Origin of the sequence: Maribacter flavus, assembly GCF_008386635.1 — a bacterium.
In the GTDB taxonomy this organism is placed as follows: domain Bacteria; phylum Bacteroidota; class Bacteroidia; order Flavobacteriales; family Flavobacteriaceae; genus Maribacter; species Maribacter flavus.
Genome location: NZ_VUOE01000003.1, coordinates 1 through 16,723 on the forward strand (window position 1 = coordinate 1; position 16,723 = coordinate 16,723).

At 41.0% G+C, this 16,723-nt stretch carries 13 protein-coding genes, 1 tRNA gene and 1 rRNA gene; 11 read left to right on the forward strand and 4 right to left on the reverse strand.

Features of this window, described 5'->3' with window-relative positions:
* Together rrf and F0361_RS16170 are read left to right on the forward strand one after the other, a co-directional pair.
* Window positions 1–87 (forward strand): 5S ribosomal RNA (gene rrf / locus F0361_RS16165); the annotation flags it as partial.
* A 92-nt stretch (window positions 88–179) separates the two neighbouring features.
* Window positions 180–1,751, forward strand: coding sequence for a sulfatase (locus tag F0361_RS16170; RefSeq protein WP_154920336.1), 1,572 nt, complete (start codon window positions 180–182; stop codon window positions 1,749–1,751).
* A 107-nt stretch (window positions 1,752–1,858) separates the two neighbouring features.
* Here F0361_RS16170 and F0361_RS16175 read toward each other — a convergent pair whose 3' ends face one another.
* From F0361_RS16175 to F0361_RS16190, 4 genes are all read right to left on the reverse strand, one after another.
* Window positions 1,859–2,377: a hypothetical protein gene (locus F0361_RS16175; RefSeq protein ID WP_154920338.1), complete on the reverse strand. Its 519-nt coding sequence runs from the start codon at window positions 2,375–2,377 to the stop codon at window positions 1,859–1,861.
* Window positions 2,378–2,546: 169 nt separating this feature from the next.
* Window positions 2,547–4,013 carry a glutamate synthase subunit beta gene (locus F0361_RS16180; protein WP_154920340.1) on the reverse strand — a complete coding sequence of 489 codons (1,467 nt, stop codon included), beginning with the start codon at window positions 4,011–4,013 and terminating at the stop codon, window positions 2,547–2,549.
* 9 nt (window positions 4,014–4,022) lie between these two features.
* Window positions 4,023–8,531: a glutamate synthase large subunit gene (gltB, locus tag F0361_RS16185; protein ID WP_154920342.1), complete on the reverse strand. Its 4,509-nt coding sequence runs from the start codon at window positions 8,529–8,531 to the stop codon at window positions 4,023–4,025.
* Window positions 8,532–8,849: 318 nt separating this feature from the next.
* Window positions 8,850–9,989, reverse strand: a complete 1,140-nt coding sequence (locus F0361_RS16190; RefSeq protein ID WP_154920344.1) for an acyl-CoA dehydrogenase — start codon at window positions 9,987–9,989, stop codon at window positions 8,850–8,852.
* 295 nt (window positions 9,990–10,284) lie between these two features.
* Between F0361_RS16190 and nhaD the strand changes: the two genes are divergently transcribed.
* The 9 genes from nhaD to F0361_RS16235 all read left to right on the forward strand — a co-directional run bounded on the left by nhaD (window position 10,285) and on the right by F0361_RS16235 (window position 16,721).
* Window positions 10,285–11,619, forward strand: a complete 1,335-nt coding sequence (gene nhaD / locus F0361_RS16195; RefSeq protein WP_138259583.1) for a sodium:proton antiporter NhaD — start codon at window positions 10,285–10,287, stop codon at window positions 11,617–11,619.
* Between the two features lie 50 nt (window positions 11,620–11,669).
* Entirely contained in the window at window positions 11,670–12,362 is a 693-nt protein-coding gene (locus F0361_RS16200) for a MotA/TolQ/ExbB proton channel family protein (protein WP_138259584.1), read from the forward strand.
* Between the two features lie 9 nt (window positions 12,363–12,371).
* Entirely contained in the window at window positions 12,372–12,758 is a 387-nt protein-coding gene (locus F0361_RS16205) for an ExbD/TolR family protein (RefSeq protein WP_094997637.1), read from the forward strand.
* On the forward strand, window positions 12,758–13,693 hold the full coding sequence (locus F0361_RS16210; RefSeq protein ID WP_154920346.1) for a cell envelope integrity protein TolA: 936 nt from the start codon (window positions 12,758–12,760) through the stop codon (window positions 13,691–13,693). The genes F0361_RS16205 and F0361_RS16210 overlap by 1 nt, the downstream gene beginning before the upstream one ends.
* Window positions 13,690–14,901: a bifunctional folylpolyglutamate synthase/dihydrofolate synthase gene (locus F0361_RS16215; protein WP_154920348.1), complete on the forward strand. Its 1,212-nt coding sequence runs from the start codon at window positions 13,690–13,692 to the stop codon at window positions 14,899–14,901. Before F0361_RS16210 ends, F0361_RS16215 begins: the two co-directional genes overlap by 4 nt.
* Window positions 14,902–14,959: 58 nt before the next feature.
* Window positions 14,960–15,034, forward strand: a tRNA-Val gene (locus F0361_RS16220).
* A gap of 253 nt (window positions 15,035–15,287) precedes the next feature.
* Window positions 15,288–15,557, forward strand: coding sequence for a helix-turn-helix domain-containing protein (locus F0361_RS16225; RefSeq protein ID WP_154920350.1), 270 nt, complete (start codon window positions 15,288–15,290; stop codon window positions 15,555–15,557).
* Between the two features lie 2 nt (window positions 15,558–15,559).
* On the forward strand, window positions 15,560–15,820 hold the full coding sequence (locus F0361_RS16230; protein WP_154920352.1) for a hypothetical protein: 261 nt from the start codon (window positions 15,560–15,562) through the stop codon (window positions 15,818–15,820).
* 346 nt (window positions 15,821–16,166) lie between these two features.
* The gene (locus F0361_RS16235) at window positions 16,167–16,721 is read left to right on the forward strand and encodes a restriction endonuclease subunit S (protein WP_154920354.1); all 555 of its coding nucleotides are present in this window, start codon (window positions 16,167–16,169) and stop codon (window positions 16,719–16,721) included.
* The last annotated feature ends 2 nt before the right edge of the window (window positions 16,722–16,723 follow it).

Sequence of the window (16,723 nt, forward strand, 5' to 3'; positions counted from 1 at the left end):
ACCCCTTACCATTCCGAACAGGGAAGTTAAGACCGTTTGCGCCGATGGTACTGCTATACCAAGTGGGAGAGTAGGTAGCCGCCTTCCTCAAAGCCCCCTTACATAACGTAAGGGGGCTTTTTTATTTTTGATATTCTACTTTTGGTTTTTTCTATATTTGAGAAAACAACCAAAGAGTCATGAAGTATATTTTCTTACCAATACTCATATTCATTTCGTGTCAAGAAGAACATTCCGTGTTCCCAAAAACACCAAACGTATTATTCATTCTTGTCGATGATTTAGGATTACATGATTTGAGTGGCACAGGAAGTACATTCTATGAAACTCCCAATGTAGATCAGATTGCCAAAGAAGGCATGGTTTTTACCCAAGGTTATGCCGCTAGTAGGGTATGTAGTCCTTCAAGAGCTAGCATTATGACAGGTAAATTTACTGCTAGACATGGTATCACGGACTGGATTGGAGCACGCTCTGGAACGGATTGGCGTGCCAATAAACGATACGATAAATTATTGCCGGCAAGTTACTTGCATGCTTTGCCCAAAAATGATGTTACCCTGGCTGAGGCATTTAAGGGTGCAGGTTATAAAACTTTTTTTGCCGGTAAGTGGCATTTAGGAAGTGAAGGTTCTTATCCAGAAAACCATGGTTTTGATATCAATGTGGGGGGATGGCACAAGGGTAGTCCTATGGGTGGATATTTTTCTCCATGGGAGAATCCTAAGTTGCCTAATAGAGCGGAAGGGGAAAATCTTTCCCTACGATTAGCCAAGGAAACATCGGACTTTATTAAAAAATACAAGGATAGTACCTTTTTTGCCTTTCTTTCCTTTTATGCCGTGCATGGACCCATTCAAACATCCCAGCAAAAATGGCAAAAATATCGTGACAAAGCGGATTCAATGGGTTTAGCTGAAAAGGGTTATGAAATGGAACGTATATTACCTATTAGAACTGTACAGGATAATCCAATTTATGCAGGGCTAGTAGAAGCCATGGATGATGCCGTAGGCATAGTGCTGAAGTCACTGAAGGAAGCGGGAATAGAAGACAATACTATAGTGGTGTTTACGTCGGATAATGGAGGAGTGGCTTCTGGGGATTCTTTCTCAACTTCGAACTTACCACTCCGTGGCGGAAAGGGATATCAATGGGAAGGTGGTATACGGGAGCCCTATTTTATCAAAGTACCTTGGTTGAAAAACGGTGGAAGTACCAGTGATTATCCTGTTACAGGAACTGATTTTTATCCGACCCTATTGGACTTGGCAGGTATTGGCCTGAGACCGGGACAGCATGTGGATGGTGTTAGCCTTAAACCTATTTTGGTAGGGGAAAAATTGGAAAAACAACGTCCTTTGTATTGGCACTATCCACATTATGGGAATCAGGGTGGTAATCCTTCATCAATTATAAGGGAAGGCAAATGGAAACTTATTCATTACTGGGAAGACGATTCCGATGAGCTTTATGATGTTTCTATAGACATCGGGGAACAAAAAAACTTGATAGGGCAACAACCGGAAACTGCTAAGAGACTAAGACGTAAATTACTTCAATGGTTGTACGATGTAGGTGCAAATGTACCAGAACCCGATCCCAAATATGATTCTTTATTATCGGCACAAAGACAACACATGATTATCGAAGAAAAATGGCCAGAATTGGAAGCCCAACGCTTGCAAATGTTTTCCCTAGATTTTGAGCCAAACGTTGATTGGTGGGGAAGTAGGACAACCAAGGATTAACCATTGATTTTTATGAAATATTAAAATCATTCGTTTGTACTGTTTTCGGATCGAACATAATAAATCCGGAATAGGATAAATATAAGATTAAAGGTTGTCCAGTAGCTTTACCTTTTAAATAGAACTTCATTGTAATTGTGCGTTGCCAAATATTCATTTTTCAACAATGAGAGATATTCAATAATATCCTTCCTATATTCGAAATCTTCCATAAGGCAATCCTTATCATTGGCATCGTATACTTCGATTCCTATATACCAGTTCCCTTTCCTTGTTTCATATAACGTATCCATGACAGGGTCAATTTCGGCACTATGCAAGACCCCGTCAATTGCCAATGGTACTAAGTTGACAGTTTTTGTTGGTATTTCTACTTCATAAAATGAAAATAAAAATTCCTTATCATCAATGGTAAATGGAACATCGAGCCAAACATCTACATCATTTAAAGAATATTTAATAATGATATAATTGTAAAATTCATTCGCCTGCTTAGGGTCTTCAAAAATGTACATTTGTCGCCTTGGAAGCTGTCTTTTAAACTTTTTGCCTTTGGAAATTGTGTAGTCCCGTATAGAGGGAGCTATTCTTATTGGGATACAAGAGGTGAATATAAGCAAGGACATAACTACTAAATATTTTGACATTTGCACTCTTAAAAGACTGTTTCTTTATTGGCTATTTTATGAAGGCCGTAAAACCTATAATTTTTTGAATCAAAAATTGAGCCAAGTAGAACACAAAAAAACCGTCTCATTTCCAGAACGAGACGGTTTGCTATTTTGTTAAGGGTTCTTAAACCCTTGGCAAATCACCCTCGCCCTTTAATGGTAATGCAGATTCACCCATCAAATACTTATCAATGTGGTGCGCTGCCTGTCTACCTTCCGAAATGGCCCAAACAATAAGGGATTGGCCCCTTCGCTGGTCTCCAGCTACAAAAATACCCGGAACATTCGTCTTATAGTTAAGTTCTGAAGCCTTTATGTTGGTCCTATTATCCATTTCCAAACCTAGTTGTTCAGCAATGGTATTCTCAGAGCCTGTAAAACCTAGAGCCAAAAGAGCTAGTTCACATTTCCACTCTTTCTCGGTGCCTTCCACTTCCTTTAACTGTGGTCTTTGACCGGGTACGGTTACCCATTCCACTTCAGAGGTTATCAACCCTTTTAGGTTGCCTTTTTCATCGCCTATAAACTTTTTGGTCGAAATACTAAAAAAACGCTCGGCCCCTTCCTTATGGGAGGAACTGGTCCTCAATCGCATTGGCCAGAATGGCCAAGGTTGGTCCTTGGGTCTATCGGGTGTGCCCATGGGCATAATCTCGAAATTGGAAACCGATTTGGCCCCCTGCCTAAACGAGGTCCCAATACAGTCGGAACCAGTGTCCCCACCACCAATAACGACGACATCCTTATCCGTTGCCAAAATCTCTTCACCCAAATCCTTGATGCCATCAACACGTCTGTTGTTTTGTCCCAAGAAGTCCATGGCCTGCACTACACCTTTTAAATCGGCTCCTTCAATGGGTAACTTTCTTCTTACGGTTGCGCCACCTGTTAGCACAATAGCGTCAAAATCATTTTTTAGGGCATCGGCCTTAATATCCTTACCAACATGCACACCACATTTGAATTCGATTCCCTCTTCTTTCAATAACTCCAATCTTCGGTCTATTACATGCTTTTCCATTTTGAAATCTGGGATGCCATATCTCAGCAAACCACCCGGTTTTTCATCCCTTTCAAAAACAGTTACCTGATGACCTGCCCTGTTCAATTGCTGTGCAGCAGCCAAACCTGCGGGTCCGGAACCTACAACGGCCACTTTTTTACCTGTTCGCTCCAAAGGAGGCTTTGCTGTAATCCATCCTTTTTTAAATGCGGTCTCAGCAATGTTTTTTTCAATATTTTCAATGGTTACCGGATCTTCATTGATACCCAAAACGCATGCTTCTTCACAAGGTGCCGGGCACAATCTACCGGTAAACTCTGGGAAATTATTGGTGGAGTGTAGTATTTCACTCGCCTTTTCCCACTTACCACGATAAACTGCATCATTAAAATCTGGTATCAAATTTCCCAAAGGGCAACCGCTATGGCAAAACGGGATTCCACAATCCATACATCTGGCACCTTGGTCCTTAACATCTTTTTCCTCCATAGGCAGCGTAAACTCCCTATAGTTTTTTATACGCTCCTCCACAGGAGCATATGATTCTACCTTTCTATCGATTTCCAAAAATCCTGTTATCTTCCCCATTTCCCGATTTTATATTGTTTGTAAATTTTCTTTCTCCAAGCGGATCAATGCCTGTCTATATTCCTCTGGGAAGACCTTGATGAATTTAGGTAGATAAGCTTCCCAATTTTCCAAAATACGTTGGGCCAATGGACTCATTGTTGAGTTATAGTGGCTTGTAATCAAATCCTTCAATTGTTTGATGTCCTGGTCTTCTTCTACTTTTAAAAGATTGAGACCTTCACCGCTACATCTGTTTCTAAATGTCTTTTTCTCGTCGAGTACGTATGCAATCCCGCCACTCATACCGGCACCAAAGTTTCTTCCAACTTCTCCCAAAATAACGGCAACTCCGCCGGTCATGTACTCACAACCATGGTCACCAATACCTTCCACAACAGCCTTTGCGCCGGAATTTCTAACGCAGAAACGCTCGCCCGCCTTACCATTGATATAGGCCCTACCGGCAGTAGCACCATAAAGGGTCACATTCCCTGTGATGACATTTTCTTCCGGAACAATAGTAGAGCCTTCCGGAACCCGTACTACCAACTTCGCACCCGAAAGACCTTTTCCTAGATAATCGTTGGTATTGCCATTGACGATCATGGTCAAACCTCTGGTGGCAAAGGCGCCAAAACTTTGACCTGCAGAACCTGTGAAGTTAAGCTTCAAGGTGTTGATCGGTAAACCTTCCGCACCATAAGTTTTGGATATTTCATTGCTAATGATTGCACCTACGGCCCTGTCCGTATTGCTAATAGGGTAATCCAAGGTCAATTTTTCCTTTCGGAACAAGGACGGATTTGCTTTTTCTATGATGTCGAACTCGATGGAATCGAATACATCGTGCTTTTGTTTTTCCGTATTGTAGAATTTGGTTCCCTTTGGTACATCGACCTGATGCAATATTGGTGTCAGATCGATGCCATTGGCTTTGTAATGATCTATGGCCTTTTTTCGGTCTAGCTTATGCACCTGACCTACCATTTCGTTGATGGTCCTAAAGCCAAGCTGCGCCATAATTTCCCTTAGTTCTTGGGCTATGAAATACATGTAGTTGACCACATGTTCCGGCTTTCCTTCGAACTTTTTACGCAGTTCCGGATTCTGTGTTGCGATACCAACCGGGCAGGTATTCAAATGGCAAACGCGCATCATGATACAACCCGATGCGACCAAAGGTGCGGTGGCAAAGCCAAATTCCTCCGCCCCCAACAAACAGGCTACGGCAACATCGCGGCCCGTTTTCAACTGTCCGTCACATTCCAAAACAATTCTGTTCCTTAGGTCGTTGAGTACCAATGTCTGTTGTGCCTCGGCAATACCAAGCTCCCATGGCAACCCGGCATGTTTCAAGGAGGTGAGGGGAGAGGCTCCCGTACCACCATCGAAACCGGATACCAAAATCACATCGGCTTTGGCTTTTGCAACCCCGGCTGCGACCGTTCCAACACCTACTTCCGATACAAGTTTTACGTTGATCCTGGCCTTCCTGTTGGCCGATTTCAAATCATATATCAGCTGCGATAAATCCTCAATGGAGTAAATGTCGTGGTGCGGTGGTGGCGAGATCAGCCCTACATACGGTGTGGAATTTCGAGTTTTGGCAATGGCGGGATTTACTTTGGGTCCCGGCAATTGTCCGCCTTCCCCTGGTTTGGCCCCCTGGGCCATTTTAATCTGGATTTCCTTGGCGTTGGTGAGATAGTTGGATGTTACCCCAAATCTTCCCGAAGCAACCTGCTTTATGGCACTGTTACGCCAATCCCCGGTGGCATTTTTGTAAAATCGCTCCTCATCTTCACCTCCTTCACCGGAGTTACTTTTACCTCCAATTCGGTTCATCGCAATGGCCAAATTCTCATGGGCTTCCTTGCTTATGGAGCCGTAGGACATCGCCCCAGTCTTAAATCTTTTTACGATTTCCGTCCATGGTTCAACCTCGTCCAAAGGAATTGGGTCATAGTTTGAAAACTCGAAAAGTCCCCTGATGGTCATCAAGTTTTTGGCCTGCTCGTTCACCATTTGTGAGAACTCCTTATACGTTTCAGGTTCGTTGTTTCTTACGGATTTTTGGAGTTTGGCGATTGTCAAAGGATTGAACATGTGTTTTTCGCCATTTCTTCTCCATCTGTATTCGCCTCCAATTTCCAGGTCCAAATTGGCATCGACCTCCTTGGTGGAGAATGCCTTCTGATGGCGTTTTGCTACCTCTTTCTCTATTTGGTAAAGGCCGATTCCCTGAATCCTTGTAGGCGTATTGGGGAAATATTTATCGACCACTTTTGTATTGATACCTATACACTCGAACAGTTGGGAACCACGGTAGGAGTTCAAGGTAGAGATGCCTATTTTGTTCATGACCTTTAAGATACCTTTCCCAATGGCCTTATTGTAATTCTTAATGGCCTCTTCAAAGGTAAATTCATGGATATCCTGTTCCTCGATTTGTTCCCCGATGATTTCGTTTACCAAGTATGGATTGATGGCACTTGCCCCAAACCCGAACAACAAAGCAAAGTGATGTACTTCCCTTGGTTCCGCTGATTCTATTATGATGCTAAGTTTTGAACGTTTGCCCAGTTTTTGTAGTCCGCTATTTATATAGGAACAAGCTAATAACGCCGGTATGGGTGCGTTCTCCTTGTTCACATTTCTATCGGATAAAATAATAATATTCGCCCCCTCGTCCGCAGCTTGCGAGGCTTGCGTCAATATGGACTGTAAGGCATCTTCCAAGCCATTATGTCCCTTTTCCACTGGATATAGCATGGAAATGGAAACCACCTTGTAATCCGGACTGGCGTCATAATTCTTGATCTTGTCCAAATCCTCTTTGGAAATTACCGGGTTCTGGATCTTTAACTTCCTGCAATGCAGTTCCGAAAATTCAAAGATATTATGGTCACTGCCTAAGGTTAGACTTATATCAGTAATCAGCTCTTCACGAATACCATCCAAAGGCGGATTGGTTACCTGGGCAAATAGCTGCTGAAAATAATTGTAGATAAGTTGTGGCCTTTCTGACAACACGGCAATGGGCGTATCGGAACCCATGGACCCAATTGGTTCCTTACCTGTTTTTCCCATGGGAAGTATAATGGTGTTGATATCTTCCAAAGTGTATCCAAAAACAGATTTTCTCTTTTCCAAAGAAGCTTCTCCCAAGAACAATGGGCAATCATTATAAGGTATATCCTTTAAATGGACCAGATTTTTGTCCAACCATTTTTTGTACGGATGTTTTTTGGCTATCTCCTCTTTGATTTCCTCGTCATTTACGATACGACCTTCCTCCATGTTCACCAAGAACATTTTTCCGGGCTCCAAACGGCCATGGAATTCCACATTTTCAGGTGCGATTTCAACGACGCCCGTTTCGGAAGACATCACCACATAATCGTCCTTTGTAACGGAGTATCTGGAAGGTCTAAGCCCATTTCTGTCAAGCAATGCACCAATGTAGTTTCCATCCGTAAAGGGTATGGAGGCAGGGCCGTCCCATGGTTCCATCATACAGGAATGGTATTCGTAGAAGGCCTTTTTCGCTTCGGACATTTCCGTATTTTTTTCCCAAGCTTCGGGAACCAAAATCATCATGACCTCTGGTAATGAGCGTCCTGTCATGAGCAATAACTCAACGACCATATCCATAGTGGCGGAGTCCGATTTGCCCGGTAAAACGATAGGAAGTATGTTTTTAATTTCATCGCCAAACATTTCACTTTCCAGTAGCTCTTGTCTGGAGAACATCCTTGAAACGTTTCCTCTCAAGGTGTTTATCTCTCCATTGTGGCACATATACCTAAATGGTTGTGCCAAATCCCATGTTGGGAATGTGTTGGTAGAAAAGCGTTGGTGTACCAAGGCCAATCTTGTCACGACCCTTGGGTCCATGAGATCGGAATAATAAAGACTGATGTCCATGGGCATCAGAAGCCCCTTAAATATTATAATCTTGGTAGATAGGCTGGGTACGTAGAAAAACTTACTTTCGGAAAGTTTTGATTTTATAATGGCGTGTTCAGTGACCTTTCTGGCTATGAACAATTTCAAATTGAAATTGAAGTAGGATTGTTCCTTTTTCTCCTTTGCTATGAAAACTTGTTTTACAAAAGGTTCGGTTTCGGCAGCAATTCTTCCGGGTACGGAACGGTTTACCGGAACGTTTCTCCAGCCTAGTAATTTAAGCCCTTGTTTCTTTATGTTTTCCTCGAATACTTGAATGCAATACTCCCGTTGATTCTGTTTTTGTGGGAAAAACACGTTGCCAACAGCATACTCACCTTGTTCTGGAAGTTCAAAAGTGCAAACCTCCTTGAAGAAGACATGGGGTATATCTATCAATATACCTGCACCATCCCCTGTTTTGCCATCTGCACTTACAGCACCTCTATGCTCCAGCCGTTCCAGAATTTCAAGTGCCTTATGAATAATATCATTGGATTTTTTTCCTTTAAGGCTACAAATAAAACCGGCACCACAGTTATCGTGCTCAAATTCTGGTAGATAAAGTCCTTGCTTCTTCAATCTCATAATTTATCGTATTTCTTCAAAAATATTATTTTATTTAAATTATAATCAGTGATTAAAGGGTAATCAAGTAAAATATTTAACGTTTTTAAATAAAGCTTAAAATATCTTTAAATCATAATTTTTGAGTAGGTCAAATTATCATATTGATAAATGTATGATAATATTAAGTAAGCCCATTGACTATATTGGGGGTCGTGGTATTGAAATGAAGGTATATCACAATTTAACCCCTACTTATGTTATGGGTAACAGGTATGGGATTTGTTTTTTATTGCTTGCACCCTAATTTCTATAGGGTGTTACTAACTTAAAAAAGGTTTATTTTAAGATGGACCGTGAAATAACGATTTTTTGGATCTCAGATGTGCCCTCATAAATTTGTGTAATTTTGGCGTCTCGCATTAGTCTCTCCACATGATAATCCTTAACAAATCCATTTCCTCCGTGAATCTGTACGGCTTCAACGGTGGTCTCCATGGCTACCTGTGAGGCATATAATTTGGCCATGGCACCCGAAAGGTCATAGTTCGCTCCATTGTCTTTTTCCTTTGCTGCTTGATAAACCAACAATCTTGCCGCTTGTATTTGGGTATGCATATCCGCAAGTTTAAAGGCTATGGCCTGATGATTGCTGATCTCTGTTCCAAACGCCTTTCTTTCCTGTGAATATTTCAAGGCTAATTCATACGCACCTGCGGCAATGCCCAAAGCTTGGGCGGCAATTCCTATTCTTCCTCCTGCTAAGGTTTTCATGGCGAATTTAAATCCAAATCCGTCCTCACCGATCCTGTTTTCCTTTGGCACCTTTACATCATTAAATAGTAAGGAATGGGTATCGCTACCACGGATACCCAATTTGTTTTCCTTGGGGCCAATTTCAAAACCTTCCATTCCCTTTTCTACAATGAGCGCATTGATTCCCCGATGCTTTTTATCCTTATCCGTTTGGGCGATGACCAAATATACGCCTGCCGTTCCACCGTTGGTGATCCAATTCTTGGTACCGTTCAAAAGATAATGGTCTCCTTTGTCAATCGCAGTGGTTTTCTGGGATGTGGCGTCACTGCCCGCCTCGGGTTCGGATAAACAGAACGCCCCAATGATTTCCCCCGTTGCCAGTTTATGCAGATATTTTTCCTTTTGTTCCTCGGTCCCATAGGTTTCAAGACCCCAACAGACCAATGAATTGTTTACAGATACGATTACAGAGGAGGAGGCGTCAACTTTGGATAGTTCCTCCATCACCAGTACATAAGAGAGGGTATCCAATCCGCTCCCACCGTATTTTGGATCCACCATCATTCCCAAAAAACCCAGTTCCCCCATTTTTCTTACTTCCTCTTTTGGAAACTTCTGCTGCTCATCCCTTTCAATTACTCCCTGGAGCAATTCGTTTTGTGCAAAATCGCGTGCCGCTTGTTTGATCAGTTCCTGTTCTTCGGTAAGTTTAAAATCCATCGTGCTTTTTTAAAAAGGTATATCAACAAATATAAGCCTATACCATTTAATTATTTAATCTGATATTGAATCAGTTCAATTCTATGTTACGATATCTACCGACTTAATTCTACCGAGAGACATAATTTTGTTAAAAAATGCGATGTAATGGATTGACTTTCAAACGCCTTTAGGATAATCTATTTTTGGCTATGGTAGGATTGACAATTTTGGATATCTTTAGGGAATTTCAAAATTTATAATTCAGACTTATATTTGATACCTTACATAGGAGGAAACTAAAAACCAACAGCGCATGGAAACCATTATTATCATTGTTTTTTTAGCGGGATATCTCGCGATTACCCTGGAACATAATTTAAAAATCGATAAGCTGATTCCAGCTTTGGCCATGATGGCCATATTGTGGGCGCTCATCGCCTTGAACCATATGCCCGTTTTTGAAGTGAATGCGGAGCTAAGGGAATTGGAGCCGACACACTTGGATGAGATTTTGCTCCACCATTTAGGCAAGACGGCGGAAATTTTAGTTTTTCTTTTAGGAGCCATGACCATTGTTGAGATTATCGATTATTTTGACGGTTTTGCCACCATCAAAGGATACATTAGGACTAGGAGCAAAAGAAGGTTATTATGGTTGTTTTCTATTTTGGCCTTTATTCTATCTGCCATCATTGATAACCTTACCGCAACGATTGTACTGATTACCATTTTGCAAAAGGTCATCAACGATAGGAATACCAGACTTTGGTTTGCGGGTATGATAATCATCGCCGCCAATGCAGGGGGTGCGTGGTCCCCAATAGGTGATGTAACAACCACAATGTTATGGATAGCCAACAAGGTATCTGCTGGGCAGTTGGTAATACATGTATTGATTCCTTCAATAATTTGTATGGTAGTCCCCACACTTATCGCGGGAACAAATAGTGCTTTTAAAGGAAATATAGAAGGTAGTTTTGAAGAAGAGACGCCAAAATCCAAGTATGGTTCTACAATGTTGTATTTAGGTCTTGGAGCCATAGTTTTTGTACCCTTTTTCAAGACTATTACACATCTACCGCCATACGTTGGTATGATGCTTTCCTTGGCCGTGGTTGCGACGTTCGCAGAGATTTATAGTAACAAAAAGTTTAGTATTACTTCTTTAGATGGGGAACACAGCGATACACAAGGACACCATAGCCCCGTGCATCACTCCTTATCAAAAATAGAATTGCCCAGTATTTTATTCTTCTTGGGAATCCTTTTGGCCGTTGCCGCCTTGGAATCCCTGGGAATGCTTTTCCATTATGCCGAAAGTTTGAATCAGGCGATTCCCAATACGGATATCGTGGTGATGTTGTTTGGTGTAGGATCTGCAGTAATTGATAATGTGCCTTTGGTTGCCGCTAGTATGGGAATGTTCGGGGAATCTATGGATAATCCTCTTTGGCATTTTATCGCATATTCTGCCGGTACAGGCGGAAGTATGTTAATAATTGGTTCTGCGGCAGGGGTTGTTGCTATGGGCATGGAAAAAATCGACTTTTTCTGGTATTTGAAAAAAATAGCATGGCTTGCTTTTGTTGGATTTATCGCAGGTGCCGGAGTGTTCATTTTATTAAGAGATTTTGTCCTGCACGGATAATTTAATCTGCAATTCACCGTTATAATGGCAAATTTCATTTATAGAATACTATGTTGTTAATACAAGATTTGTCACAAGATCCGGCTATGGGCGAAGTGATTTCCGAAGAGAAAACACTTTCCGTAATGGACTTGGTTTTTAATGGCGGTACGGGTAGCGTCGTTATCATTACCGTATTGTTTTTGATGTTGGGCGTGGCCCTTTACATTTACTTTGAACGGCTTTTGGCCGTCAATGCCGCTTCCAAAATCGATAAGAATTTCATGAACCAAATACGGGATCATGTCACTTCCGGAAAATTGGAGGCTGCCAAAATTCTATGCGCCCAAACAGATTCTCCTGTGGCTAGATTGACCGAAAAAGGTATTTCCAGAATTGGAAAACCATTGGACGATATCAACACCGCAATTGAAAATGCGGGGACCCTTGAAGTTTATAAATTGGAAAAGAACGTGAGCGTTCTTGCTACCGTTGCCGGGGCGGCACCCATGATCGGATTCTTGGGAACTGTAATCGGTATGATCTTGGCTTTCCATGAAATGGCCAGTAGTGGTGGTCAAGCGGAAATGGGCTCTTTGGCTTCCGGTATCTACACCGCAATGACTACAACGGTTGCGGGTCTAATCGTGGGTATCATCGCCTATATGGGGTATAACCATTTGGTGAACAGAACGGATAAGGTTGTCCATAAAATGGAGGCCAATGCCGTAGAGTTTCTGGATCTTTTGAACGAACCACTTTAATATTTCAATATGAAATTAAAAGGAAGGAATAAAGTTAGTCCAGACTTTAGCATGTCGTCCATGACGGACATCGTATTTTTATTATTGATTTTCTTCATGTTAACGGCCAATTCACCAAATGCACTGGATTTATTGTTGCCAAAGGCAAAAGGAAAGTCCACCAATACACAAAATGTATCCGTGAGTATTGATAAGAACTTACAGTACTTTGTGAACAACCAGAGAATTAACGGAGAGTACATTGAAATTGAATTAAAAAAAGCACTGGAAGGCCAAGAAAAGCCTACGATTATCCTAAGGGCAGAAGAGAGCGTTGCCATAAAAGAGGCGGTAAACGTAATGGATATTGCCAATAGGAATAATTACAAGGTCATTTTGGCGGTGCGGCCTAACTAATGGCATTTTTAGACACGAGACACAAGAAAAAATCCCTAACACTAACGACCTTGCTTTTGAGCATTCTGTTGTTGGTGCTCTTCTATATTGGTCTGACCTATATGGATCCACCGATTGAAAACGGAATATCCGTGAATTTTGGCACGACCGATTTTGGTAGCGGAAGGGTACAACCTAAGGAGCGCGTACGTTCGGAACCTTTGGAAACTCCTCCGGTAGAACCTACAAAACAAGAAGTATCGGAAGCTATTGAAAAGGTTCCGGAAAAAGTGCAGGAAGAACAGGTCAAGGAGGCACCATCAGAAAAAGTGCTTACCCAAGAGGATGAGGAATCTATCAGGATAAAGCAGGCCCAAGAGGCCAAGAGAAAGGCAGATGCCGCTGCAGCGGAACAAAAACGAAAGGCCGAGGCCGCCGAACAAAAAGCAAAGGCCGAAGCGGAACGAATTGCACAACAAAAACGGGAAGCCGAAGAACAAGCCAGGCAGGAACAGGAGGCCAAAAAACGTAAGTTGGACGAACTTATGGGCGGACTAAATAAATCTGACGGAACGGCTTCCGGGAGTGAGGGCGATGACAACAGGGCCGGTGATAAAGGCAGCCCAGATGGAGACCCTTATGCAACTAGTTACTATGGGAGTCCGGGTTCCGGTAGTGGAACTGGAGGTTACGGCCTTAATGGACGCTCTTTGGTGGATAAGGGAAAAGTACCCCAAGATTGTAACGAATCCGGACGGGTTGTGGTCAAAATTGTGGTTGATAGGAGCGGTAAGGTAATTTCCGCAACGCCAGGTGTACGAGGTACCACCAATAATAACCCATGTCTGTTGGAACCCGCTAGAAAAACGGCCTTTATGCACAAATGGAACCTTGATTCCAATGCACCAAGTCAACAGATCGGATTTGTAGTAGTGAACTTTAAACTAGGGGAGTGACCTATCAGCAGACCTTGGATTGGATGTTCGCACAACTTCCAATGTACCAGCAAAAGGGCAAGATTGCGTTCAACACAAAATTGGATGGTATCCTAGAATTTTCAGAATATCTAGGGAATCCACACAAAACCTTTAAAAGTATCCATGTAGCGGGAACCAATGGTAAAGGGTCGAGCAGCCATATGCTCGCGTCCATTCTACAGGAAGCAGGATACAAGGTGGGTCTTTATACATCGCCCCATCTTAAGGATTTCAGAGAACGTATCAGGATCAATGGAAAACCGGTCAAAAAAGGCTTCGTAACAAAATTTATTTCGGAAAATCGGAATTTTTTTGATAACCGACACCTATCCTTTTTTGAGATGACTGTAGGTATGGCATTTCGGTATTTTTCGGAACAACAGGTGGATATTGCCGTGGTTGAAGTAGGACTGGGAGGAAGATTGGACTCTACAAATATCATCACACCTGAAATTTCCTTGATAACGAATATTGGCTTTGACCATATGGACATGCTAGGGGATACCCTTCCTAAAATCGCTTTTGAGAAAGCAGGAATCATCAAGACAAATGTTCCTGTCGTCGTAAGTGAATATCACGATGAAACCGCACCTGTGTTTATGGAAATAGCTAAAGAAAGGAATGCTAAATTGATATTTGCGGAAAAGGAAATTTCTGAAACATACCAGACATCGTTAAAAGGAAAATATCAAACTAAGAACATCAAAGGTGTTTTGGCTGTCATTGCGGCGTTGCCAAGTTTTAACGTTCAAAAGGAAAATATTGCGAAAGGATTACACAAGGTTATCGAAAATACGGGCCTGATGGGTCGCTGGCAACAATTGGGACAAGTGCCAAAGATTATTTGCGATACGGCACATAACAAGGAAGGATTGCAGTTGGTATTGGATCAGCTAAAGGAAGAGGTTTATGCTACATTGCACATAGTCCTAGGTTTTGTAAAAGAAAAGGATTTAAATTCGATACTGCCCATGTTCCCAGTCCATGCCGTCTATTACTTTTGCCAACCGAATATTTCCAGAGGTCTCCCTGCCAATTTACTAAAGGAAATGGCCGAAGACTATAATTTGCATGGGACTGTTTTTGATACCGTTTCAAAAGCATATACTGCTGCAAAACAAGCTGCTACAAAATCCGATTTCATTTTTGTGGGAGGCAGTACTTTTGTGGTGGCAGAAGTTATTTAAATTTTTTATTTTTTTCTTTTGGAGTAAATAAAACTATTCTATATTTGCACTCCTTTTAGGGCTCTTAGCTCAGCTGGTTCAGAGCACCTGCCTTACAAGCAGGGGGTCACTGGTTCGAATCCAGTAGGGCCCACTAGTAAAATCAAGCCTTCACAGATGTGGAGGCTTTTTTATTTTCGGTTTATAAACTATTTATAAACATATATTTTTCTTTCCAATTTTCTTTACAAGCTGATATTTAGGTAGTTATATATTATTTTTAAATTTCCCTATAATATTGAAAAATCTGGGAATAATTTCTAGTATGAATTTCCCCACATCCCGAATAAATGGTGACACGTCCAATTAAATAGGAGGTATATTTTTTAATTTATTACATTAGGGACATGCAAGTAGTTTGTTTACAAGAGGATGCATTCTATGCTTTATTCGATAAGGTGATTGAGCATATCGAATCCAAACGTCAGGATAAACCTGAAAAGTGGATTGATGGCGAAATGGCCATGAAAGAATTGGGCATTAAATCGACTACTACTTTACAAAAACTTCGAAATGAAGGAAAAATTCGATACTCCCAACCTCAGAAGAAAATAATTCTATACGACCGGGATTCAATTAATGCCTACCTCGAGAAACATGCAAGAGAAACCTTTTAAGTATGGATAAACAAATCAAAATATCTGAGGAGTATAAGAAAGGCTTTAATCTTGGTTATAGCATGGCCAGAGAACTAGATTTGAAATCACCGATTTTTGAATCAGGTGCACCTATACCAAACTCACTTATTCCGCATCATGACGGCGTGGTTCAATATTTATATGAGCAAAATCTAATTAAAGAGTTGAGTGCTTCTAATTCAGTCTCAACAAGAAAAATGCATTCCAAAGAAAATGAATCAAATAAGGGTATGTCCCTTTAAGACAAAATTTAAATTTTCATTCTTTACTGCATTCCTTTAATATAATCTATTCTTAATTGAATTGATATTGGTTCAAATGGTTTAATGTTATTTTTGAAAGGTTTTCTTTTTTACCAATTAATGAAATAATGCACTCGCAGTATATTGTAATTCAATAACTTAAAATCAACATTAACCTTCTTCTAATATTACAGATTTGTTTTTTGAACTTCATTAAACATATTGGATATCAGTATGAAAATCATTTATAAATCCGAGAAACACTAATTGTACACCAGTAACAACAAAATTAATTTGTAATTTCAATTTATTAGTTTATTTTTGTACGCTAATAACAATAAAATAAATGAAACTATCAAAGTTGGCAAGAATAGTTTCTGGATTAAACCAGAAAAGACACCCGCAAGGGACTGTCTATTATTTGCAAGCTAGGGATTTTATGCAGGATGATATGTTGGATAAAAATTTAAAGCCTACGATACTTGATTATCCAAAATTAGAATCTCACTATTTGTCAAAAGGGGATGTGCTAGTTTTAGCAAAGGGTCACCATGGATTTAATGCGTTCCTTTATCATGAAGAAAAGTCGCCTGCGGTAGCTTCGTCAATTTTTCTAGTTTTAAGGCATGTGGCCAAGAAGGTCCTTCCAGAATATTTAGTATGGTTTATCAATTTGGAATCCACACAACTACAGTTGATAAATTCCGGAAGAGGAAGTGCCTTGCCTGCAATTAACAAAGGTATTTTGGCCGATTTAGAGGTTCCTGTTCCAGATTTGCAAGTTCAAAGTGACATTGTAACATTGAGCAGGCTTAAAGCTGAGGAGACTAGGTTGGCTAATAAATTAGATCTATTGAAATTAAGAGAGTTAGAAATAAAGTTAAAAGAGAGAATTCAATAAAT